The sequence below is a fragment of the Bacteroides ihuae genome, from assembly GCF_900104585.1.
Lineage (GTDB): Bacteria > Bacteroidota > Bacteroidia > Bacteroidales > Bacteroidaceae > Bacteroides > Bacteroides ihuae.
The window spans coordinates 311,747-334,289 of record NZ_FNVX01000004.1; the positions used below are offsets into that span (position 1 = coordinate 311,747).

A 22,543-nucleotide genomic window follows, 5' to 3' on the forward strand; every position below is an offset into this window, starting at 1 on the left:
TTACATCATTCTGAACTGAATTTCATTTCCTCCCTCTGCCCTCTTCCATAGCTTTGCGGTGTAGTGATAACTACGTATGAAAAACAAAACCTTTTAAACCATGAAGTACAAGGAAAAAACAAAACCCGGTTGTGCATCAGGCACAAGAGGAATGGCCTTCGTGTTATTCCTTATTTTCTCCTCTTTTGCTTTCGTGCTCCAAGCGCAGCAAAAAACAATACAAGGCACCGTTATTGATGAACGCAATGAGCCCATGATTGGTGCCACAATTACGGTCAACGGAACACACAACGGAACCATTACCGACATGGAAGGAAACTTCAGTCTTCAAGCCAAAGCGGGTGATGTACTCCGCGTATTCTATGTAGGATATACAGAACGTCTGGTTACCATTGACGGCAAGAACGAAAAGAAAATCGTGCTGCAGGAAAACAGTGAAATGATTGATGAGGTAGTGGTGGTAGGTTACGGTACCCAAAAGAAATCAGACGTAACCGGTGCCATGGTCAGCATTAGCGACAAAGAGCTGACTGCCCGCCCCGTATCCAATGCATTCGAAGCCATGCAGGGTAAAGCAGCCGGTGTGGACATCCGCACAAGCGACCGCCCTGGTGAAATGGGCGATGTATTTATCCGCGGTACTCGTTCATTAACGGCATCCAGTTCACCTCTTTATGTAGTCGACGGTGTGCCATTGAACGGCACAGTAGGTAAAACCCCCGAAGAAGATCTCGACGATCTCACCACCTCCCGGGGAGGCGTGTTAGAGTCTTTAAATCCTTCTGATATCGAATCCGTAGAAATATTAAAGGATGCCTCCGCTACAGCTATTTACGGTTCGCGTGGAGCCAATGGAGTGGTTCTTATTACAACGAAAAGAGGTAAGGAAGGCCGTTTCACGGTCAGTTACAGCGGTTCAGTTTCTATCGATCAGATTAAAGATCGTACCACCTGGATGTCGGCAGGCGAATACATCGACTGGCGTCGTTGGGCCTATTATTATAGAGATTCCAGTGTTTACCCGAGAGGGGATCAACCGACACAAGCGAATGATAAGGCCATTTTCAATGGAGACAACGACACATTTGCCTGGGCTAATATCATGAAAGGCTGGTCAGGTGGATCATGGGACGGCTCCAAGGTGGCAACAACCGACTGGACCAAATTCGTTACCCAGACCGGTATCACTACCGAACATACCGTTAGCGGTTCGGGTGGTAGTGAGAAGAGTCAGTCTTATGTATCCTTCGGATGGCTAAACAGCAAAGGTACCATCAAAGGACAAGATTACAGCCGTTACACAGCCAAAGTAAGCAATGACCTGAAACCTACAGACTGGCTCTCCTTGGGAGCTACCGTGAACGGTACCTACAGCATCCAGAACTACGGTATGTCCAACGATGGCGGTACCACATCCGGTCCCAGTAGTGCTTATGCAGCCGCAACCAGAAATCTCGTCTATGCAGTACCTTATGACGATGAAGGCAACCGTATCGAATATCCCGGCGCCGATTCCAAAATCAAAACCGTGGTCGATGAGTGGCAGTACTCCAAAGACGAACGCAAAGTTTTCCGTGCGTTAGGTAGCTTCTACGCCCAGTTCAATATCGGGAAAATCTGGAAGCCGCTTGAAGGACTATCTTACAAAGTTAACTTCGGTCCCGACTTCCGCTACTACCGCCGTGGACTGTTCAACGATGCAGAGAGTGTCAACCGCGAAGGTGTAAACTACGCTTCCCTTACCAAAAGCACCGATTTCTCATGGACATTAGATAACTTACTCTATTACAACAAGAGCATCGGCAAGCACGACTTCGGTTTTACCTTCCTGCAAACAGCCACCAAATATGAATATGAATCCAATTTTATGGCAGCCGAAGGCATTCCCTTGTCAAGCTCTTTGTGGAATGCACTCAGCACCACCAACATCAGTGCTTTGAAAAGCTGGGATTCGTCGTTGACCGAAAAACAATTGTTATCGTACATGGCCCGTGTCAACTATACCTACAACGATCGTTACATGCTTACAGCCTCCGTGCGTCGTGACGGAGCTTCCCAATTAGCGATCGGTCACAAATGGTCAACTTTCCCCTCAGTGGCTTTGGGATGGCGCATCGACCAGGAAGAATTCATGAAAGACATCGCCTGGATCAACCAGATGAAACTCCGTCTGGGTTATGGTGTAACCGGAAACTCAGCCATTTCACCTTATTCAACCAAAGGTGCTATCGCCAGCCTGTTCTATCCGTTTGGAAGTTCAGCCACTCCAGGCTACGTGGGCTACGAATCGCAACTGTCTGACGGCGCTATCACCTTGGCCAATCAAAACCTAGGCTGGGAAAAGACCAAACAATGGAATGTCGGCATCGATTTCGGTTTGCTCAACGGACGCATCAGCGGTATTTTTGATATCTATACCTCCCGCACCAGCGATTTGTTAATGCTGCAAAGTATTCCGTCGCTCACCGGCTACATGGCCACTTACAACAACATCGGTGAAACAAAGAACTTCGGTTACGACCTCACCTTGAACCTCATCCCTGTGAAAACACGCGATTTTGAATGGAGTGTGGGAGTCAATGCTGCTTACACCAAAAATGAAATAGTGTCCCTGTCAAACGGAAAAGAAGACGACATCACCAACGGTTGGTTCATTGGCGAATCAGTGAACGTGATTTACGACTATGCATCGGCCGGTATCTGGAAAGAAGAAGATGCCGCAGAAATGGCCAAGTTCAATGCCAACGGACATAACTTCCAGGTAGGCATGTCACGTCCGGCCGACCAGAATGGCGACTACAAGATCGATGCCAATGACGACCGTAAAATAATCGGGCATACCGATCCGCGTTGGACTATGGGTGTCAATTCCAACCTTACCTACAAAGGCTGGGAACTGGGAATTCAGCTTTACGGACGCATGGACTATACCTACAACACCGGCGGCGTTTGGGTTGGCGGACGCTACAACGTGCGCAGTTATGATTATTACAACGAAAACAATAAGAATGCCGAGTACCAGAAACCCATATTCGACGAAGGTGGCAAAGATGCCTATTACTACACATTGGGTTTCAAAAACGGTTCTTATCTGAAAATTCGTAACATATCACTGGGATATACCTTCCCCGCTAAATTGCTAAAAAGTTCGGGCCTGAGCAACTTAAAGCTTTATGGACAATGCAAAAACCCCGGTATGATATTCAGCCATATTGATTTCATCGACATGGATACCTACAGCGAGACGTACAACTCAGGCTTCACCTTTGGGTTAAACGTAACATTTTGATCACCTTAAAATATTGGAAACATGAAACTTAATAAAAATATATTGTTATGCATGATGGTAGGCAGTCTCACTTTACCTGCAATCACCTCATGCAGCGATTTTCTTGATGAAAAGCTCACCACCAAGCAGAATACGGAATATTTCGATACCGACGAAGGAGTGGAATCCTTAATGACAGGCATCTATTACAACCTGCGTTACCATTTCGCATTCGAGTGGAGTTTTGCGACCACCAACTACGGTACCGATGAATTCATTGTAGGAGGTGACGGTTCCAATGCCATGTGGAACTCCTACATTTCCAGTCTGAATTCCGACATTCCGGAAGTCAACGTCAACACCACCCACGCTTACGATATCTGGGACAACATGTATACCGGCATTGCCACAGCCAATACACTCATCAAAAAATGCGAGGAGTATACCGGTTCAAAGAAAGACGAAGCACTGGGAACCGCACATTTCATAAGAGGTTTCAATTATTTCAAACTGCTCAGACAATACGGCGGTGTGCCCCTTAAATTAGAGCCATCTACTACGGTTGAATTCAATTTTACGCGAGCATCCGCTCAGGAAGTAATGAATCAAATACTTTCCGACCTACTCGAAGCTTACAACGAACTACCGGCAACCGAATCAATGGAAGGCAAGCTTACCCAATCGGCAGCCGCCCACTTCCTGGCCAAAGCCTACCTGTGGCGAGCTTCTGAGATCAATGACAGCTGGAACGCAAGCACAAAAAACAGCGATTTAGACAATGTAATCAAGTATGCATCCGAAGTCATTGCCACTCACCCGCTGGAAAGCAACTTCCGCGATCTTTGGGCATACACCGAACCCGACGGGAGCAATGAAAAACTGTCGGAAGTAGTCTTGGCAGCTCAGTTCACTTCATCAGATGCCACACAAGGCAAGTACGGCAACCCACAACACCTCTATTTCTTGAGTATCTACCGCGATCTTCCGGGCATGGCACGTGATATTTCCGGTGGCCGTGAGTACCAGCGCCTGCGCACCAGCTATTACACCTACAACGCCTACAATCATCTCAATGACTCACGTTTGTGGAAGTCTTTCCGTACAAAGTTCAACTGTACAAAAGCCTCCACAATCGGAACCAACGACACGTATTCCCCAGGTGACTGCGGAGTGATGTATATCCTGAATCAGGCTGGAGATACCCGTTTCCCTGAAATATGGAATAAAGAAGTTTTCAAAGATGCCGAGACTGGCAAACTCGTTCCTACCGTCTTTGCCATTTATCCCACAGGAAGCAACGGAACGACCAACCCGATGGAAGGCGATAGTTATTTGAAATATTACGCACCATTGAGCAAGTATCTCGACGGATCACGTAAAACCGTATCGCAGGAACAAGGATACCGCGACGGCATACTGGCACGGTCGGCAGAAGATTACCTATTTATTGCAGAAGCATACATTCGCAAGGGCGAATACGGGGAAGCGATAAAATACATCAACCCGTTACGCAATCGTGCCCAGTGGAAAGCCGGTGAAGACCGCTCCAGCTACATCGACGGTGGAGCAGCCTGGAACGAAAACGCACTTGGATGGTCCGTATTTACTGCTGTATCCGGCAAGGGAACCTTTTGCGACCGCAACTCCTATTACGAGTCCAACAACGTTCCTTCAGGCACCTTGGATTCTCAGGCATCCATCCTCAGTGTATCCGATATCACCTCCATCGGCAATCTTCCAACAGAAGACCAGGCCATTTGTCAGAAACTCGGTGTTTCCTCGGCCTATGATGTAGCCATGTGCTTCCTGCTCAACGAAAAAACCCGTGAGATGTGTGGAGAGTTCGTGCGTTGGGAAGACCTCGCTCGTACAAAAACGTTAGTAACCCGTGCCAAAGCATTCAACAAAGATGCCGCTCCCAATATCCAAGATCACCATTGTTTGCGCCCTATTCCTCAGACCTATCTGGATATCATTCAGAAAGACGGCAAAGCATTGACCGCTGAAGAAAAGAAAGCGCAACAAAACCCTGGCTATTAAGCAACGCCAATACAACTTATGAAAATTCGGATTTTTTTATGCTGAAAGCGAGCGAAGCAAAATCACGAGCGAAGCAAAGTGACCCATGCTGAAAGCGAGGAGTAAAAAAGAAGACTGGCCTCTTGTGTGAAGCGTTAAGCGGAGACAATACCCGAAGCGTTAAGCAAGCGATTCTGTTTGAGCGAAGCGAGTTCAATCGCTTGTAGCTTCGAGCATTGACGCAGTAGCTTCACACGAGAAGCCTTGACTTTTTCTCTTTGGTTCTTTCTCTTTTCCGTCAAGGAAAAAGAGAAAGAACAATTATTTAAAGAAATTCATTCCACTATTTCATAAATAAAATCTATATTTGCCAATACTACGTGCGGAAAGTGTGATATTTCACACCTTTTCCGCACATAAAGTGTGATAAGTATGGAAATTCAGAGAGAAATCATTGGTCGTTTGAGATTATGGAAGGAGAGTGAAAACCGCAAACCGATCCTTCTGAGAGGAGCCCGTCAAATCGGAAAGACCTGGAGCATGAGAGCATTCGGTAAAGAATGTTTTGAGTACGTAGCCGAATTCAATTTTGATAAAGTGGAAGAATTGGGAAGAATCTTTGAGAAAACAAGAGACATCAGTCGACTATTAAAAGAACTCACCCTATTTACAGATGTCCCCATTGTGCCCGGCAAAACACTTCTCATCTTTGATGAGATTCAACTATGCGAAGCAGCTTTAAACAGCTTAAAGTACTTTTGTGAAGATGCACCTCAATACCACGTCATTGCAGCCGGTTCATTATTAGGTGTGGCTATCCGAAAAAAGAAGATGTCAGTACCCGTGGGTAAAGTTCAGATCATCAGAATGTATCCCATTACCTTCAAAGAATTTTTGTTGGCAGCCGACGAACGTATCCATCATTATATAAATGATCTGAACAGCCTTGACCCGCTTCCAGAAATCATTCTCAATAAATTAGAGATAGAATATAAGAGATATCTTATCTGCGGAGGTATGCCCGAAGCCGTGACCACACTACTTGAGAACAAAGGAATTCAGTTAGTAGAAGATATTTTGCAGAATATTCTGGACTTATATACCTTAGACTTCTCTAAGTATGCTTCACCCATAGATATCCCCCGTATCAACAGCCTGTGGGCATCCCTCCCCTCACAACTAGCTAAAGAAAATCGTAAATTCATCTATAAAGTTGTCAAGACAGGAGCACGTGCCAGAGAATATGAAGACGCCCTCCTTTGGTTAGAAGAAGCCGGCCTCATTTACCGTATCTACAATATATCTAAACCCGGCCTTCCGCTAAGTGCCTATCAAGACTTGACCTCTTTCAAAGTTTATGCCTGCGACTGCGGACTATTGAGACGCCTAGCCAAACTCTCTCCGGAGATTATTCTTTCCGGCAATGCAGGTTACACCGAATTCAAAGGAGCCCTGACCGAGAATGCCATATTACAATCTCTAGTGCCACAAAACGATGTAATGCCCTATTATTGGAGTTCTGAAAATCGAGCCGAAGTTGACTTCGTATTACAACTTCCAACAGAGGTCATTCCTGTAGAAGTAAAATCAGAAACCCGTATCAGCGGCAAGAGCCTCTCTGTCTATGCGAACAAGTTCTCTCCCCCTCTAAAGATTCGTTTTTCAATGAACAACCTAAAGGAAAATGGAAGGCTACTGAGCTGCCCTATTCCACTCACCGATTGGATCTACAAAATTGTAGCGGCGAAGAAGCAAAGCTGAAAGCGAGGAGTAAAAAAATTCCCGATGTTATAAAGGATCGTTAAAAGTTTCCATTTTAGCAAATTAAATTGCAGAATTGAGAATAACAAACTATCTTTGCATACAATTAAAGATAGAAACAACACAAGATAGCTATTAATTATAAATCATATGAAAGATAATGATTATATCAAACAAGAAACTATTGATGGACTTTGTGCAGAATCATGCTCAAGCAGTAAAGCCGCTTAATAAATGGGTAGAAAAAGTTAAAACTGAACATTGGCAAAGTCACACAGATGTAAAAAGAACCTTTGGCACAGCAGATTATGTAGGAAACGGAAGATACGTTTTCAATATATCCGGAAATAATTTCAGATTAATAGCTGTTGTTCTCTTTGTTGGTGAAGTATTGGATGTGAGATTTATAGGTACTCACAGTGCATACAGCAAAATTAAAGACTGCTCGGAGTTATAGAATTCTGAACATTTTAAATAATTTAAAAATTAAAAAGATGAAAACCCTGAACATCAGTTGCATTTCCACGAGAGAGGAGTATGATCTTGTACGTTCTCGTGTAAATGAATTAATTAATGAAGCAACAAAACTTGGTATGCTCGAATCTGGAATGGATAACGAATATATTAAAGAAATCAGCCAATTAGCAAAATTGAGTGCAGAATATGAAGATAATTTCATGAACATACTCCCGCTCAGACAGAAGAACCCTTTGATTCAAAAAATTGAAGAATACTTTTACGCTAATGACATGAAGAGAAAGGAAGTTGCCGAACTATTGGATATCAATGAGTCGGTATTTAGCCAAATTATGAATGGAAAAAGAAAAATTTCTTTATCGTTAGCAAAGAAGCTTTATGAGAAGCTGAATATTGACCCTGAGCTTATTTTAAAATATTCATAAGCCGAAACTGCGCCTATGAAAAGCGAGCGAAGCAAAGCGAACCCGATGCTGAAAGCGAGGAGGATCAAAAGAACCACGAGCGAAGCAAAGTGGAGTAAAGAAGAAAGGACCGGCCTCTTGTGTGAAGCGTTAAACGGAGACAATGCCCGAAGCGTTAAGCAAGCGATTCTGTTTGAGCGAAGCGAGTTCAATCGCTTGTAGCTTCGAGCATTGACGCAGTAGCTTCACACGAGAAGCCTTGACTTTTTCTCTTTGGTTCTTTTCTCTTTTGCGCCAAGGCAAAAGAGAAAGAACAATCCCCTACATATCCTCCATCGAAAGCCCTCTGAGTTCAACCTTATATTTTGCCAGATTTTTCTTCAGCACTTTCGCCTTCGTTGCCAACAACTGCATATCCAGCTTCTTTGCATTACGCTTTATCTCAGCCACAACAGCCGTTTTGTCGAGACTATTCAGAGCAATCAAATCAATTTCATTTTCCCCTTTACTATCCCAATAATTACCAATATCCGTTATACGATCTGTTTCAGCCATCTTATCCCGAAAATACTTTTCAAGAATCAGTCCACTGTACTGAGTATAATTTTCCGCAATATACTCTCTGAGCAAATCATGTTTGCCCAACTCCAAGAAAGATTGATTCGGAAAGATAAAGCGAAACCAGAAACGCAGATAATTATCGCTAATACACCATCGAGCCTTTCGGCTTTCCGGTTTTGCAAACATCGGTTTATTCTTAGAGATCAGCGAATACTCCCTTTCAAGATTCACAAGATATGCACCCGTATTTTTACCGATAATAGAATCGATCTCACCCTGCGTCGTCTTGCCGGCAGCTATCAATTGCAAGATGGAAAAATAGACACCATACTCCTTACCAAATTCCGAGACGAGTAAATCCTTTCCCTCTCCCAGAAAAGGAGAATCAATACAAGTTACCCTATCAAGCATTTTCGGAGCAGTCGTTGCGCCAGCCTCCATCAAAAGAGTTATATATTTTGCTACCCCACCCGTCAGCATGTACAAACAGAGCAAATCCTCAGAAGTATAAGTAGGGTTATAATCAGCAAGGATCTCCTTCATTACACCCACCGAAAACGGCTTCAACACGATTTTTGAAGTCAGGCGTCCAAACAGAGGCTCCTTTCTATTCTCAAAAATCTTCATCATCAAAGAATAGATAGAGCCACAAGCGATAAAATTAATCTTCGCCCTATCCTTATATTGATCCCACAAATTTTGAATATCGCTAAAGATCGCCGGATTTACACTATCAAACTCCTGAAATTCATCAATAATCAAGGTATAATGTGCCTTTGTAGCATAGATCAGCAGTTGCTCAAAGAGATCACGAAATTCCGTAATGTTGCCAAATATCTGCAGCCCCAGCACATTCTGAATCTCTTTTTGATATTGAGCACAAAGCAATTGCTCACTTCTGCGCGCAACAAACAGATAGAGAAACCTTTGTTCCTTCACCGACTCCAGAAGGAGCAACGTTTTACCAATACGCCGCCGCCCTACCATAACCGTAAAACAAGCACTTTTTTCAGATTGCTCCCTATTACGATCCAGTATCTCTATTTCCTCTTTTCTATCATAAAATTTCATACCCCTAATTATTTTAATGGTCATTATCTTAATAGCCATTACAAAGATAGAACTTCTTTTTAAAAACTATTATTTTTGAGAGATTCATTCCTTTATTTTAGAATAGATCAAATCAATATTTGCCAATATTATGTGCAGAAAGTGTGATTAGTAGTATTGTCAAAGCAGAAGAAGCAAAGCTGAAAGCGGCAGGAAAAAAATCACGAGCGAAGCAAAGTGGAGTAAAAAAAGAAAGGACCGGCCTCTTGCGTGAAGCGTTAAGCGGAGACAATGCCCGAAGCGTTAAGCAAGCGATTTTGTTTGAGCGAAGCGAGTTCAATCGCTTGTAGCTTCGAGCATTGACGCAGTAGCTTCACACGAGAAGCCTTGACTTTTTCTCTTTGGTTCGTTTCTCTTTTCCGTCAAGGAAAAAGAGAAAGAACAATCTTTCAGCACAAAACCACTTTCCCTAAGCTGTCTATCTCCAGTTTTGCACTCACTCCCATTGCCTTAAAAAGTTTTATCACGGTTGCAAAAGTCAAGTTTTTGCCGTTCTCTATTCTTGAAATCTGTGCTTTCTGCACACCTACCAACTTACCTAAATCTTCCTGTGTGAGGTTTTTTTCTTGTCGGGCACGTTTAATAACATCACCGATGAGGAACAGGTCTAAATCTTCTTCATACTTATCACGCTGAGGTGTGCCAACTTTACCTATCAGCATATCTTTAGCCTCTTCTTGTGTATAAAACTTCTTTTTAGCCATAGCGTTATCTTTTAAAATCAAAGTATTCCTTCATTATCTCATAAGCCCTTTCAATCTCTTTAGAGGGAGTTTTATCCGTCTTCTTAATAAACCCATGCGTAGCCACTACCAATGTATCTACATCTTTTGTTTTGTCCCAAAAAGCCAACAAACGATAATGCTTACCATTATATAACGTCCTAAATTCCCAGATATCAGTGCCTGTTAATTTCTTAAATAATTTGGGGTCTAATGTGTAGCGAGCTTTATCGACATTATAAATTATCTTTTCACGTGTTTTAGGTTCTATCTTTTGCAGGAACTCCAATGCATCAGTATAATAAGCTACTTTAAATTTTTCTTTTGTCTCCATGTATTCACTCATTCAACGTGGCAAAGATAAATAAAAGTTTCTGTTTATGGAAACTTTTATAAAAAATTCACCGACAAGCGAGCAAACCCGATGCTGAAAGCAAGGAGTAAGAAGAATCACGAGCGAAGCAAAGTGCAAACGATGCTGAAAGCAAGGAGTAAAAAGAATCACGAGCGAAGCAAAGTGCAAACGATGCTGAAAGCGAGGAGTTAAAAGAATCACGAGCGAAGCAATGTGCAAACGATGCTGAAAGCGAGGAGTAAAAAAGAAGACCGGCCTCTTGTGTGAAGCGTTAAACGGAGACAATGCCCGAAGCGTTAAGCAAGCGATTCTGTTTGAGCGAAGCGAGTTCAATCGCTTGTAGCTTCGAGCATTGACGCAGTAGCTTCACACGAGAAGCCTTGACTTTTTCTCTTTGGTTCGTTTCTCTTTTCCGTCAAGGAAAAAGAGAAAGAACAATATTGCATGCAACAATTGCGGAGAATAAGCCTTCTATTCACCGCAAAACAACTATCTCATTAATTCATAATTTGTACTTCGTCCGCCTCCCTCCATTTTGTGCAATACACCTTTTGCCACCAAGTCCTGTATATCCCGCAAAGCCGTATCAGCAGAACATTTAGCGATCTTCCCCCATTTTGAAGACGTCAGTTTTCCGTCAAAATCCTCCCAAAGAAGATTCACCATTTTTAGTTGCCGTCCATTCATCGATACTAATCGGTACTTGTCCCAAAAAGCAGCTTTCCGCAAAACAGTACTGATTGATTTCTCCGTATCAAGCAATGCAGCCTCCAAACAATCAAGGAACCATACTAACCAGATCGTTATATCCACCCCACCCTTTTGCGTTCTCTCTAAAACCTCATAATACCCTTTGCGTTGTTTGCGTATTTCAGCCGACATACTATAAAAACGGTGCGGCATTTCATCAGCACGAGCCAAAAACAGATCCGTTATTGTTCGCGAAAGACGGCCATTCCCATCATCAAACGGGTGGACAGTGACAAACCACAAATGAACAATCGCAGCCTTCAGTACCGGATCAATCTTCTGAGTATCATTAGCCCACTCTAAAAACAGCTTCATTTGATACGGTAGACTATCCGAACTGGGAGCTTGATAATGTATTTTTTCTTTTCCCATTGCCCCCGACACCACCTGCATCGGTTCTGAACCCCGCCTCCAGTTCGCAACAGTAATCTTATACATCCCGCTTCTACCCGTAGGAAACAAAGCCGCATGCCAATTAAAAAGCCGTTCTTCCGTCAATGGTTGCACATAATTCTGACTGGCATCAATCATCACTTGCACCACACCATCCACATAACGATCAGCTTCAGGCAACCCTTCCGTTTCCATCCCTAAATGACGAGCCACAGAAGAACGTACCTGATCACTATTCAATATTACCCCCTCTATCTCAGAAGATTTTGTAATATCCACCGTTAGCGTATCAAGTATTGCAGCGTTCTTCAAGTCAAAACCCAGCGCACTCATTCTACCTACAAGTTTTCCTTGCAAGCTGCGCACTCTACCTAATTTATAAGATAACTTTTTGTCATCCCAAATAAAATTAGGCCATTCATGCTGTTGCCAAATATAGATCGCCCTCATATTCTCCGTATATTTTGCGGTAAATATAACAATAAATCTTTCACATTACATTCGATCACAACAAATTTTAGCATGCTAAAATCCGAACCGATGCTGAAAGCAAGGAGTAAGAAGAATTACGAGCGAAGCAAAGTGCAAACGATGCTGAAAGCAAGGAGTAAGAAGAATCACGAGCGAAGCAAAGTGCAAACGATGCTGAAAGCAAGGAGTAAGAAGAATCACGAGCGAAGCAAAGTGCAAACGATGCTGAAAGCAAGGAGTAAGAAGAATTACGAGCGAAGCAAAGTGCAAACGATGCTGAAAGCGAGGAGTAAGAAGAATTACGAGCGAAGCAAAGTGCAAACGATGCTGAAAGCAAGGAGTAAGAAGAATTACGAGCGAAGCAAAGTGCAAACGATGCTGAAAGCGAGGAGTAAGAAGAATTACGAGCGAAGCAAAGTGCAAACGATGCTGAAAGCAAGGAGTAAGAAGAATTACGAGCGAAGCAAAGTGCAAACGATGCTGAAAGCGAGGAGTAAGAAGAATTACGAGCGAAGCAAAGTGCAAACGATGCTGAAAGCGAGGAGTTAGAAAAGAAGACCGGCCTCTTGTGTGAAGCGTTAAACGGAGACAATGCCCGAAGCGTTAAGCAAGCGATTCTGTTTGAGCGAAGCGAGTTCAATCGCTTGTAGCTTCGAGCAGTGTCGCAGTAGCTTCACACGAGAAGCCTTGACTTTTTCTCTTTGGTTCTTTTCTCTTTTCCGTCAAGGAAAAAGAGAAAGAACAATCCCCTACATATCCTCCATCGAAAGCCCTCTTAGCTCAACCTTATATTTTGCCAGATTTTTCTTCAGCACTTTCGCCTTCGTTGCTAACAACTGCATATCCAGCTTCTTTGCATTACGCTTTATCTCAGCCACAACAGCCGTTTTTTCGAGATTATTCAGAGCAATCAAATCAATTTCATTTTCCCCTTTACTATCCCAATAATTACCAATATCCGTTATACGATCTGTTTCAGCCATCTTATCCCGAAAATACTTTTCAAGAATCAGTCCACTGTACTGAGTATAATTTTCCGCAATATACTCTCTGAGCAAATCATGTTTGCCCAACTCCAAGAAAGATTGATTCGGAAAGATAAAGCGAAACCAGAAACGCAGATAATTATCGCTAATACACCATCGAGCCTTTCGGCTTTCCGGTTTTGCAAACATCGGTTTATTCTTAGAGATCAGCGAATACTCCCTTTCAAGATTCACAAGATATGCACCCGTATTTTTACCGATAATAGAATCGATCTCACCCTGCGTCGTCTTGCCGGCAGCTATCAATTGCAAGATGGAAAAATAGACACCATACTCCTTACCAAATTCCGAGACGAGTAAATCCTTTCCTTCTCCCAGAAAAGGAGAATCAATACAAGTCACCCTATCAAGCATTTTCGGAGCAGTCGTTGCGCCAGCCTCCATCAAAAGAGTTATATATTTTGCTACCCCACCCGTCAGCATGTACAAACAGAGCAAATCCTCAGAAGTATAAGTAGGGTTATAATCAGTAAGGATCTCCTTCATTACACCCACCGAAAATGGTTTCAACACGATTTTTGAAGTCAGGCGTCCAAACAGAGGCTCCTTTCTATTCTCAAAAATCTTCATCATCAAAGAATAGATAGAGCCACAAGCGATAAAATTAATCTTCGCCCTATCCTTATATTGATCCCACAAATTTTGAATATCGCTAAAGATCGCCGGGTTTACACTATCAAACTCCTGAAATTCATCAATAATCAAGGTATAATGTTCCTTTGTAGCATAGATCAGCAGTTGCTCAAAGAGATCACGAAATTCCGTAATGTTGCCAAATATCTGCAGCCCCAGCACATTCTGAATCTCTTTTTGATATTGAGCACAAAGCAATTGCTCACTTCTGCGCGCAACAAACAGATAGAGAAACCTTTGTTCCTTCACCGACTCCAGAAGGAGCAACGTTTTACCAATACGCCGCCGCCCTACCATAACCGTAAAACAAGCACTTTTTTCAGATTGCTCCCTATTACGATCCAGTATCTCTATTTCCTCTTTTCTATCATAAAATTTCATACCCCTAATTATTTTAATGGTCATTATCTTAATAGCCATTACAAAGATAGAACTTCTTTTTAAAAACTATTATTTTTGAGAGATTCATTCCTTTATTTTAGAATAGATCAAATCAATATTTGCCAATATTATGTGCAGAAAGTGCGATTAGTAGTATTGTCAAAGCAGAAGAAGCAAAGCTGAAAGCGGCAGGAAAAAAATCACGAGCGAAGCAAAGTGCAACCGATGCTGAAAGCGAGGAGTAAAAAAGAAGACCGGCCTCTTGTGTGAAGCGTTAAACGGAGAAGATGCACGGAGCGTAAAGCAAGCGATTCTGTTTGAGCGAAGCGAGTTCAATCGCTTGTAGCGCAGTACATCTTTGCAGTAGCGTAGCAAAAGAAGCCTTGACTTTTTCTCTTTGGTTCGTTTCTCTTTTCCGTCAAGGAAAAAGAGAAAGAACAATCTTTCACCAAGTCTTCACATCCGAGATTATCCCTAATTTTTGAAGAGCCTTCAAAACCTTACCATCTTTGCGTCCTTTACTACGGCTCCCATGAGCCAGCGCATAAACCCTCCACGGCCAAACCTTGTACCTCAGGCTCAGCTTTATGTAGATATTTCTATTCGTGGAATATAGAAAATCCCCAAATACGTTTTTCATAAAAATAAAATGTTTAAGTTTATTGAGCTGATTAGTCCAAATAGGGTGTAGTTATATTTTGCTAAAAGAAAAAATACAACTTATAGCAAATACACTATGTATTATAAAAAAAACGATTATGAAGTTATTAAAATATCTTATTTCCCACCATTTAGTTACTACATAATAGGGAATAGTATAATAAGAATAAAAGAATAGAAGCAAAAATAATACAGAATCAGAAGCGAAGTAAAATAAAAACAAAGATATACATGTAAATAATAAAAACAATGAAAAGATGAAGAAAAATTCTTCCGAGCATCACTGCCCAGAAGAATAAACAAACAAACAAAACATAGAGAATGCCATGATTCACATCAGAACAGTCTCATTATTTAGAGAACTCCTTGATACGCTGCTCCTCTTCCAGCTTACAGATGAGCAATACACCGTCTTTCTCCGCCACAATGTAGCCATCCAAACCCTGTATCACCACCTTTCTAGCCTGAGGAGTGTGCACCATGCAATTCTTACTCTCATACAGCTTCACCTCAGGAGCCACCACAGAGTTACCCGCTTCATCCTGCGGCAATAATCCGTGTAACGCACCCCACGTGCCCAGATCCGACCATCCAAACTCGGCAGGAAGTACGTAGATCTCCCCTGCTTTCTCCATCACCGCATAGTCGATGGAAATGTTTTCACACGAAGGAAAAGATTTACTAATCATCTCTGCTTCCCGCTCCGTATAGAGGTCAGGATAGATTCTATCAAATACCTGAGCTAAAGCAGGTACATGCACCCGTAGTGCAGTAGAGATCGTCTTCACATTCCACACAAAGATCCCCGCATTCCAGAAGAAGTGACCCTCTGCCAGATACTGCTCCGCCGTTGTGCGATCCGGCTTCTCCTTGAAAGCCTCCACATGGAAGATCTCCTTGTCACGTAGCAAACCCTCGCCTGCCGCAATATATCCATATCCCGTTTCCGGACGACTCGGCTTCATGCCCAGCGTCACTATCGCATTGCTTTGTTCCGTGAAAGTCAAGGCTTTCGCTATCACCCGTTGAAACTCCACCGTGTCCATCACCAACTGATCCGAAGGCGTCACCACAATGTTTGCTTCCGGAAAACGCTTTTTAATCTTCCAACTCACGTAAGCAATACATGGCGCCGTATTTCGTTGACACGGTTCCGCCAACACATTACATTCCGGTACCTGCGGAAGCTGTTCGTGCACAAGGCTTGTGTACTTCTCCGAGGTCACCACCCAGATATTCTCCGGTGGACAAACTCCTGCAAAGCGATCCGCTGTTAGTTGAATTAATGATTTGCCGCACCCCATCACATCAATAAACTGTTTAGGACAGCTAGATGTGCTCATGGGCCAGAACCGACTTCCGATTCCTCCCGCCATTATTACTACGTGTGTGTTTTGCATAATATTAGAATTCAGCTTAATTATTCCACTGTTACGCTCTTTGCCAAATTACGGGGTTGATCCACATCCAGCCCTTTTATTACCGCTACGTGGTAAGCCAGTAACTGCAAAGGAATCACCGTGAGCAGTGGTGACAGGCAAGCCAGCGTGGGTGGAGTTTCAATAACATTATCAACAAGATCCTTCACACCCTCATCTCCTTCGGTTACGATGGCCAGAATACGTCCTTTTCGCGCTTTCACCTCCTGAATGTTGCTAAGCATTTTTTCATATAGCTCATGATGTGTAGCAATCACCACCACCGGCATCTCCGCATCCACCAAAGCAATGGGGCCGTGCTTCATCTCCGCAGCCGGATACCCTTCGGCATGGATGTAACTGATCTCTTTCAGTTTCAATGCCCCCTCCAGTGCCACGGGAAAGTTATATCCACGCCCCAGGTACAAGAAGTTGCGAGCATAGGTAAAGCTCTTTGCCAAATCAGCCACCCTCTCGTTGCATGCCAGAGAACGCTCTATCTTATCAGGAATGGCAGCCAATTCGGTCACTATCTCTTCATACTCCACTTCAGAGATGGTACCTCTCTCTTTACCTAAACACAAAGCCAGCATGATAAGAACCGTGAGCTGTCCTGTGAATGCTTTGGTAGATGCGACACCAATCTCGGGCCCCACGTGAATATAAGTTCCTGCATCCGTGATTCGAGCAATAGACGACCCTACTGCATTGACAATACCAAATATAAACGCCCCTTTTTCTTTTGCCAAACTGATGGCAGCCAGTGTATCCGCCGTTTCACCCGACTGCGAGATGGCAATCACCACATCTTCCTTATTGATGACCGGATTACGGTAGCGGAACTCCGAAGCATACTCCACCTCCACCGGCACCTTTACAAATGTTTCAATCAATTGTTTGCCAATGAGACCCGCATGCCAAGAAGTGCCACAAGAAACAATAATAATGCGTTTTGCATTCAACAGTCGTTCGCTGTGATTACATACCGCCGAGAGCACTACCCTTTTCTCTTTCTCGAGCAGACGTCCGCGCATACAATCTTTCATGGCCTGTGCCTGCTCATAAATCTCCTTCAGCATAAAGTGCGGATACCCTCCTTTTTCCAACAGTCCGATATTCATTTCTATGCTCTGCACATCCAGATCTACCGCTTCATTCTTCAGGTTGCAAATCTGCATCTCCTCCCCACGCTTCAGCACGGCAATCTCCCCATCGTTGAGATACACCACATTCTGTGTGTACTCCACCAAAGGCGTAGCATCCGAAGCGATAAAAAATTCCCGATTCCCTTCACCCAATCCAATCACCAGCGGACTGCTTTTGCGAGCCACGATCACCTGTTCGGGAGCCTCCTTGTCAACAAGCACAATGGCATACGCCCCAATCACCTGGTTAAGTGCCAAGCGAACAGCAGTAACAGTATCTACGCCGTGTGTTTCCTTCACATATTCGATGAACTGCACCAGCACCTCCGTGTCCGTTTCACTTTTGAAAGTAAAACCCAACTTAGTGAGACGTTCTTTAATAAGCGAATAATTCTCGATGATGCCATTGTGCACCAATGCCAGTTTTCCTGACTGTGACACATGCGGATGCGCATTGGTGGAAGACGGTATCCCGTGGGTAGCCCAACGCGTATGCGCTATGCCGATAGTCCCACCTAAGTCCCTGTTGGCCACGTTGGCCTCCAAGTTCGCCACTTTGCCCTCTTCCTTATACACGTTTAGCATAGCATTTGTCGAAAGAAGTGCCACCCCCGTACTATCGTACCCCCTGTATTCTAGTCTCTTTAATCCTTTTATCAAGACAGGAAAAGCCTGCCGTGTTCCAATATATCCTACAATTCCACACATCGACTTTATGCTGTTATATTATCTAGAAAAGTTAAAATACCATTCATACATTTTCTGTACGCCTTCTTCAATTTCAATTTGGTGGTGCCAGCCTAAATGATTTAACTTGGAAGGATCTGTAAGCTTACGCATGGTACCATCGGGTTTATCACTATTGAACACCAATTCACCGTTGTAACCAACCGTTTTCACAATTAGTCCAGCTAATTCATGGATAGAGATTTCCTTGCCTGTACCAATATTGATGTGACAATTACGTACATCCTTCTCCGTGCCTTTCAAATCGTCGAAGTTCACATGCTCCAATACATAAACACTTGCATCCGCCATTTCCTCACTCCAGAGAAACTCACGCAAGGGTTTGCCTGTACCCCACAGCTCCACCTGACTCTTAGTGATACCGTATTTCTTTAAGATCGTGAGAATCTCATCAGGCTTGTGATCACCCGTAATACCTTCGACAGGACGACAATTCAAATCCTTGCATACTTCCCCCCAATTACCCTCATTCAAGCATTTACCTAAGTAAATCTTACGAATCATCGCAGGAAGCACATGGCTACGTTCCAAATCAAAGTTATCATTCGGGCCATATAGATTCGTAGGCATCACTGCAATATAGTTGGTGCCATATTGCAAGTTAAAGCTTTCACACATCTTCAAACCAGCAATCTTAGCAATCGCATACGGTTCGTTGGTGTACTCCAATGGTCCGGTAAGCAGCTCCGACTCCTTCATCGGTTGTGCCGCATCTCTCGGATAGATACACGTACTTCCCAAGAAAAGCAACTTCTTCACGTTGTGACGGAAGCTCTCTCCGATCACATTCTGTTGAATCTGCAAGTTTTTATAAATGAAATCCGCCCGATAGATACTATTTGCCATGATTCCTCCTACATGCGCAGCAGCCAAAATCACATATTCCGGTTGCTCTGCATCAAAGAATTCACGAACCGCCAAGCCATCCATCAAATCCAACTCTTTATGACCCTTACCCACCAGATTAGTGTATCCTTTTTGGTGCAAGTTATTCCAAATAGCAGAACCCACCAAACCGTGATGTCCCGCTACATATATCTTTGAGTCCTTATCCATTTCTCTATTTCTCCAATTCTTGTCGGGCATGCAACTTCTTCACAAACTTGATATCATGCTCTACCATGATCTTTACCAATTCCGGGAAAGAAGTTCTTGTAGGATTCCATCCCAGCAACGTTCTTGCCTTCGTAGGATCACCCAGTAATTGCTCTACCTCTGCAGGGCGGAAATATTTAGGATCTACCTCTACCAATACTCTATCAGTAGCACTATCAATTCCCTTCTCATTCACACCTTCTCCCTCCCAACGAAGCTCAATTCCTGCCTCTTTGAAAGCCAATGTAGCAAACTCACGTACCTTGTGATATTCACCAGTAGCGATCACAAAGTCTTCCGGAGTTTCGTGTTGCAGAATCAGCCACATACACTCCACGTAATCTTTTGCATACCCCCAGTCACGGAGAGAATCCAAGTTACCCAGATACAACTTATCTTGCAATCCTTGCGCAATACGAGCTACAGCCAAGGTTATTTTACGTGTTACAAAGGTTTCTCCACGGCGTTCACTCTCATGGTTAAACAAGATACCGTTTACCGCATACATGCCGTAACTTTCACGATAGTTCTTGGTAATCCAAAAGCCATATAGCTTAGCTACTCCATAGGGAGAACGAGGATAAAAAGGAGTCGTTTCTTTTTGTGGTACTTCCTGTACCAAACCATATAACTCTGAGGTAGAAGCCTGATAAATCTTTGCTTTCTTCTCCAATCCTAAGATACGAACCGCTTCCAACAAACGCAAAGTACCTACCGCATCCGCTTCTGCCGTATATTCCGGCACATCAAAAGAGACTTTTACATGGCTCTGAGCAGCCAAGTTATAAATTTCGTCAGGTTTTACCTCCTGAATGATACGAATTAACGAACTACTATCCGTCATATCCCCATAATGAAGATTCACTAAGCGAGTCTGTTTCATATCGCGCACCCATTCGTCCAAATACAAATGTTCTATACGTGCAGTATTAAAAGACGAAGAACGCCTTAATATGCCATGCACTTCATATCCTTTTTCTATCAAAAACTCGGCTAAGAATGAGCCGTCTTGTCCGGTTATACCAGTGATCAATGCTACTTTTTTCATTCAATAGTAGTTATAATATAGATTAAATTATTACATAATAAATTTCGGTCTGATAGGCATAATACAATGAATGCTTACTATTAAAATTTCCGAAACGAGAAAAAGAAAAATTAAACAACTTTTTGACATTCAATGAGCTGAGTTTATTTTTAATAAGGCATTAGCCAGCAGTTCAGTATTTGAAGTCTTATCCAGCACCTCATACTTAGAACACTCACTCTTGTACTCCGGCACAATTTCTTTCATTATCTTCACGATAGCCATATCGTCGAACGAACGAGATGCTTCCAGCAAACGTATTTCGTCTTGGCATGCGGTCTCGTAATCGTATTCACGAACGCTAGCGATCATAATTTTAGGATGGTCTGTAGGCTTTGTCTGCTCTTCATCGTTCAGCATCTCCTCGAAGAGTTTCTCACCATCACGAAGTCCGGTGAACTTGATGTCGATATTCTTAGCTCCGGAAAGGTTGATCATGCGTTTAGCAAGATCAAAAATCTTTACCGGATCACCCATATCGAAAACAAAGATTTCGCCACCCTTTCCCATTGTACCTGCTTCAAGCACAAGCTTACAAGCCTCCGAAATCAGCATAAAGAAACGAATAATGTCAGGATGAGTAACGGTAAGCGGACCTCCTCTCTTGATCTGCTCACGGAACAAAGGAATTACCGAGCCATTGCTTCCCAATACGTTACCGAAACGAGTTGTTACAAACTGAGTAACCCCCTTCACCTTACCCTCAACAATAGCCTTATTGAGTGATTGACAGTAAATCTCACAGATTCGCTTTGAGCAACCCATTACGTTCGTTGGGTTAACCGCTTTATCAGTAGAGATCATCACAAATTTCTTAGTGCCGTACTTCACTGCAAGGTCTGCAATTACACGTGTGCCATAGATATTATTCTGCACAGCAATACCTGGATTGTGCTCCATCATTGGCACATGCTTGTAGGCAGCAGCATGGAACACGTAATCCGGCTGACACGAAGCAAAGATCTTTTCCATGTGTTCCTGATTAGCAATACTGGAAACAATGGTTTTGCACTTTATATCACCGAAATCACGAGCCATCATGAGACGTACAGTGTGCATAGGAGTCTCTCCCTGATCAATGAGAATCATCTTCGCGGGCTTATATAACGCCACCTGACGAACCATCTCACTGCCAATGGAACCTGCAGCACCTGTAATAAGAATTTTCTTATCGGTGAGCAACGCTCCAATGGCATCCATATTTACCTCAATCTTATCACGAGGAAGGAGATCCTCAATGTCCACTTCCTTAAGGTTCATCAGAGGACTCTTACCATCCCATTCCTCTGCTTCAGACGACATCATGATCTTGATACCAGCAGCAAGGAATTCGTCTATCATGGTTGCATTCTTGCGGAACATCTCACTTTTTAAGGGAGAAACAAGGAATACTTTAACGCCCATCTGCTTCAAATCTTCAGCGATACCCTTGCCATTCAATAATACCTTCTTACCAAGCAGATAAGTGTTCTTCATTTCCTCACCATCTGAGATGAAAGCCACAAGACGGAATTCCTTTACCTTCACGTTTATGATGCTGAAAGCAAGGCTAATGCCACCGCCCTTGGTTCCGTAGATGGCAACAGGTGTTGCATCCTGTGCGCGGAAGCCATCAAACATACGTTTAACAGCTACACGCTCCAACCACATCAGGAGTGTAGAAACAGAGAACATTACAAAAATGCCCAAAAGATCCGGCATATTGATATTATTGACAGATGCCAGTGCAAAAGAGGCTATGTATGTAAGTACTGATCCTGCAAATGTGGCAACAGCTACATGCTGAAGGTCTATAAAAGATGAATAACGGATAATGCCTGCGTAGGTATGAAATAATCGAAATGACACAGCATAAAGCACGATGCTGATGAGTATGCCGTATGTCATTGGCCAAAATGACTGAGCAAATTCAAAACCTCCAACTTCAAGATACTTTGCGACGTATCCGGAGAACATTACGATAAGACAATCCAAAGCAAGTACCCCCCAATAAGGAAGTGCTTTCTTAGAGAAATACCAATCGGTGATTTTCGAAATCAT

General features: G+C 43.2%; 18 protein-coding genes. 7 read left to right on the forward strand and 11 right to left on the reverse strand.

What is annotated here, in order from left to right; all coding sequences use genetic code 11:
• Positions 1-100: 100 nt before the first annotated feature.
• The 5 genes from BQ5338_RS02085 (at position 101) to BQ5338_RS02105 (ending at position 7,950) form a co-directional block, all read left to right on the forward strand.
• Positions 101-3,289 carry a SusC/RagA family TonB-linked outer membrane protein gene (locus BQ5338_RS02085; protein WP_078063362.1) on the forward strand — a complete coding sequence of 1,063 codons (3,189 nt, stop codon included), beginning with the start codon at positions 101-103 and terminating at the stop codon, positions 3,287-3,289.
• Positions 3,290-3,310: 21 nt separating this feature from the next.
• Positions 3,311-5,308, forward strand: a complete 1,998-nt coding sequence (locus BQ5338_RS02090) for a RagB/SusD family nutrient uptake outer membrane protein (protein WP_071145171.1) — start codon at positions 3,311-3,313, stop codon at positions 5,306-5,308.
• Positions 5,309-5,719: 411 nt separating this feature from the next.
• The gene (locus BQ5338_RS02095; RefSeq protein WP_071145172.1) at positions 5,720-7,048 is read left to right on the forward strand and encodes an ATP-binding protein; all 1,329 of its coding nucleotides are present in this window, start codon (positions 5,720-5,722) and stop codon (positions 7,046-7,048) included.
• A gap of 160 nt (positions 7,049-7,208) precedes the next feature.
• Positions 7,209-7,505 (forward strand): type II toxin-antitoxin system HigB family toxin, encoded by a 297-nt coding sequence (locus BQ5338_RS02100; protein WP_071145173.1) that lies wholly within the window; start codon positions 7,209-7,211, stop codon positions 7,503-7,505.
• A 37-nt stretch (positions 7,506-7,542) separates the two neighbouring features.
• Positions 7,543-7,950 carry a helix-turn-helix domain-containing protein gene (locus BQ5338_RS02105; RefSeq protein ID WP_071145174.1) on the forward strand — a complete coding sequence of 136 codons (408 nt, stop codon included), beginning with the start codon at positions 7,543-7,545 and terminating at the stop codon, positions 7,948-7,950.
• Positions 7,951-8,250: 300 nt separating this feature from the next.
• Here BQ5338_RS02105 and BQ5338_RS02115 read toward each other — a convergent pair whose 3' ends face one another.
• Entirely contained in the window at positions 8,251-9,561 is a 1,311-nt protein-coding gene (locus BQ5338_RS02115; RefSeq protein WP_071145828.1) for an ATP-binding protein, read from the reverse strand.
• A 143-nt stretch (positions 9,562-9,704) separates the two neighbouring features.
• Here BQ5338_RS02115 and BQ5338_RS02120 point away from each other — a divergent pair, with 143 nt between their 5' ends.
• Positions 9,705-9,890, forward strand: a complete 186-nt coding sequence (locus tag BQ5338_RS02120) for a hypothetical protein (RefSeq protein WP_071145176.1) — start codon at positions 9,705-9,707, stop codon at positions 9,888-9,890.
• Positions 9,891-9,989: 99 nt separating this feature from the next.
• Here BQ5338_RS02120 and BQ5338_RS02125 read toward each other — a convergent pair whose 3' ends face one another.
• From BQ5338_RS02125 to BQ5338_RS02135, 3 genes are all read right to left on the reverse strand, one after another.
• A complete protein-coding gene (locus tag BQ5338_RS02125) occupies positions 9,990-10,304 on the reverse strand; it encodes a helix-turn-helix domain-containing protein (RefSeq protein ID WP_071145177.1) in 315 nt (104 codons plus the stop codon).
• 4 nt (positions 10,305-10,308) lie between these two features.
• Positions 10,309-10,656: a type II toxin-antitoxin system RelE/ParE family toxin gene (locus tag BQ5338_RS02130; protein WP_071145178.1), complete on the reverse strand. Its 348-nt coding sequence runs from the start codon at positions 10,654-10,656 to the stop codon at positions 10,309-10,311.
• Positions 10,657-11,166: 510 nt separating this feature from the next.
• On the reverse strand, positions 11,167-12,270 hold the full coding sequence (locus BQ5338_RS02135; RefSeq protein WP_071145179.1) for a Fic family protein: 1,104 nt from the start codon (positions 12,268-12,270) through the stop codon (positions 11,167-11,169).
• Between the two features lie 72 nt (positions 12,271-12,342).
• Here BQ5338_RS02135 and BQ5338_RS02140 point away from each other — a divergent pair, with 72 nt between their 5' ends.
• Complete coding sequence (locus BQ5338_RS02140) at positions 12,343-12,840, forward strand: hypothetical protein (protein WP_071145180.1); 498 nt, start codon at positions 12,343-12,345, stop codon at positions 12,838-12,840.
• A 200-nt stretch (positions 12,841-13,040) separates the two neighbouring features.
• Here the strand turns inward: BQ5338_RS02140 and BQ5338_RS02145 are convergent, their stop codons facing one another.
• From BQ5338_RS02145 to BQ5338_RS02175, 7 genes are all read right to left on the reverse strand, one after another.
• Entirely contained in the window at positions 13,041-14,351 is a 1,311-nt protein-coding gene (locus BQ5338_RS02145; RefSeq protein WP_071145829.1) for an ATP-binding protein, read from the reverse strand.
• Positions 14,352-14,796: 445 nt separating this feature from the next.
• Complete coding sequence (locus BQ5338_RS02150; RefSeq protein WP_071145181.1) at positions 14,797-14,991, reverse strand: hypothetical protein; 195 nt, start codon at positions 14,989-14,991, stop codon at positions 14,797-14,799.
• 370 nt (positions 14,992-15,361) lie between these two features.
• Positions 15,362-16,411: a mannose-1-phosphate guanylyltransferase gene (locus BQ5338_RS02155; protein WP_071145182.1), complete on the reverse strand. Its 1,050-nt coding sequence runs from the start codon at positions 16,409-16,411 to the stop codon at positions 15,362-15,364.
• Positions 16,412-16,431: 20 nt separating this feature from the next.
• On the reverse strand, positions 16,432-18,282 hold the full coding sequence (gene glmS, locus BQ5338_RS02160) for a glutamine--fructose-6-phosphate transaminase (isomerizing) (protein ID WP_071145183.1): 1,851 nt from the start codon (positions 18,280-18,282) through the stop codon (positions 16,432-16,434).
• 18 nt (positions 18,283-18,300) lie between these two features.
• Entirely contained in the window at positions 18,301-19,377 is a 1,077-nt protein-coding gene (locus BQ5338_RS02165) for a GDP-L-fucose synthase family protein (protein WP_071145830.1), read from the reverse strand.
• 4 nt (positions 19,378-19,381) lie between these two features.
• Positions 19,382-20,464, reverse strand: a complete 1,083-nt coding sequence (gene gmd / locus BQ5338_RS02170) for a GDP-mannose 4,6-dehydratase (protein WP_071145184.1) — start codon at positions 20,462-20,464, stop codon at positions 19,382-19,384.
• A 129-nt stretch (positions 20,465-20,593) separates the two neighbouring features.
• A complete protein-coding gene (locus tag BQ5338_RS02175; RefSeq protein ID WP_071145185.1) occupies positions 20,594-22,543 on the reverse strand; it encodes a polysaccharide biosynthesis protein in 1,950 nt (649 codons plus the stop codon).

What these genes read in the sequence shown, in the direction of transcription:
- BQ5338_RS02150 (WP_071145181.1), bottom strand. Translation starts at nt 14,991, where the DNA reads ATGAAAAACGTATTTGGGGATTTTCTATATTCCACGAATAGAAATATC.
- BQ5338_RS02105 (WP_071145174.1), top strand. Translation starts at nt 7,543, where the DNA reads ATGAAAACCCTGAACATCAGTTGCATTTCCACGAGAGAGGAGTATGAT.
- BQ5338_RS02175 (WP_071145185.1), bottom strand. Translation starts at nt 22,543, where the DNA reads ATGATTTCGAAAATCACCGATTGGTATTTCTCTAAGAAAGCACTTCCT.
- glmS (WP_071145183.1), bottom strand. Translation starts at nt 18,282, where the DNA reads ATGTGTGGAATTGTAGGATATATTGGAACACGGCAGGCTTTTCCTGTC.
- gmd (WP_071145184.1), bottom strand. Translation starts at nt 20,464, where the DNA reads ATGAAAAAAGTAGCATTGATCACTGGTATAACCGGACAAGACGGCTCA.
- BQ5338_RS02095 (WP_071145172.1), top strand. Translation starts at nt 5,720, where the DNA reads ATGGAAATTCAGAGAGAAATCATTGGTCGTTTGAGATTATGGAAGGAG.
- BQ5338_RS02085 (WP_078063362.1), top strand. Translation starts at nt 101, where the DNA reads ATGAAGTACAAGGAAAAAACAAAACCCGGTTGTGCATCAGGCACAAGA.
- BQ5338_RS02135 (WP_071145179.1), bottom strand. Translation starts at nt 12,270, where the DNA reads ATGAGGGCGATCTATATTTGGCAACAGCATGAATGGCCTAATTTTATT.
- BQ5338_RS02100 (WP_071145173.1), top strand. Translation starts at nt 7,209, where the DNA reads ATGATTATATCAAACAAGAAACTATTGATGGACTTTGTGCAGAATCAT.
- BQ5338_RS02155 (WP_071145182.1), bottom strand. Translation starts at nt 16,411, where the DNA reads ATGCAAAACACACACGTAGTAATAATGGCGGGAGGAATCGGAAGTCGG.
- BQ5338_RS02140 (WP_071145180.1), top strand. Translation starts at nt 12,343, where the DNA reads ATGCTAAAATCCGAACCGATGCTGAAAGCAAGGAGTAAGAAGAATTAC.
- BQ5338_RS02090 (WP_071145171.1), top strand. Translation starts at nt 3,311, where the DNA reads ATGAAACTTAATAAAAATATATTGTTATGCATGATGGTAGGCAGTCTC.
- BQ5338_RS02165 (WP_071145830.1), bottom strand. Translation starts at nt 19,377, where the DNA reads ATGGATAAGGACTCAAAGATATATGTAGCGGGACATCACGGTTTGGTG.
- BQ5338_RS02130 (WP_071145178.1), bottom strand. Translation starts at nt 10,656, where the DNA reads ATGGAGACAAAAGAAAAATTTAAAGTAGCTTATTATACTGATGCATTG.
- BQ5338_RS02125 (WP_071145177.1), bottom strand. Translation starts at nt 10,304, where the DNA reads ATGGCTAAAAAGAAGTTTTATACACAAGAAGAGGCTAAAGATATGCTG.
- BQ5338_RS02115 (WP_071145828.1), bottom strand. Translation starts at nt 9,561, where the DNA reads ATGAAATTTTATGATAGAAAAGAGGAAATAGAGATACTGGATCGTAAT.
- BQ5338_RS02145 (WP_071145829.1), bottom strand. Translation starts at nt 14,351, where the DNA reads ATGAAATTTTATGATAGAAAAGAGGAAATAGAGATACTGGATCGTAAT.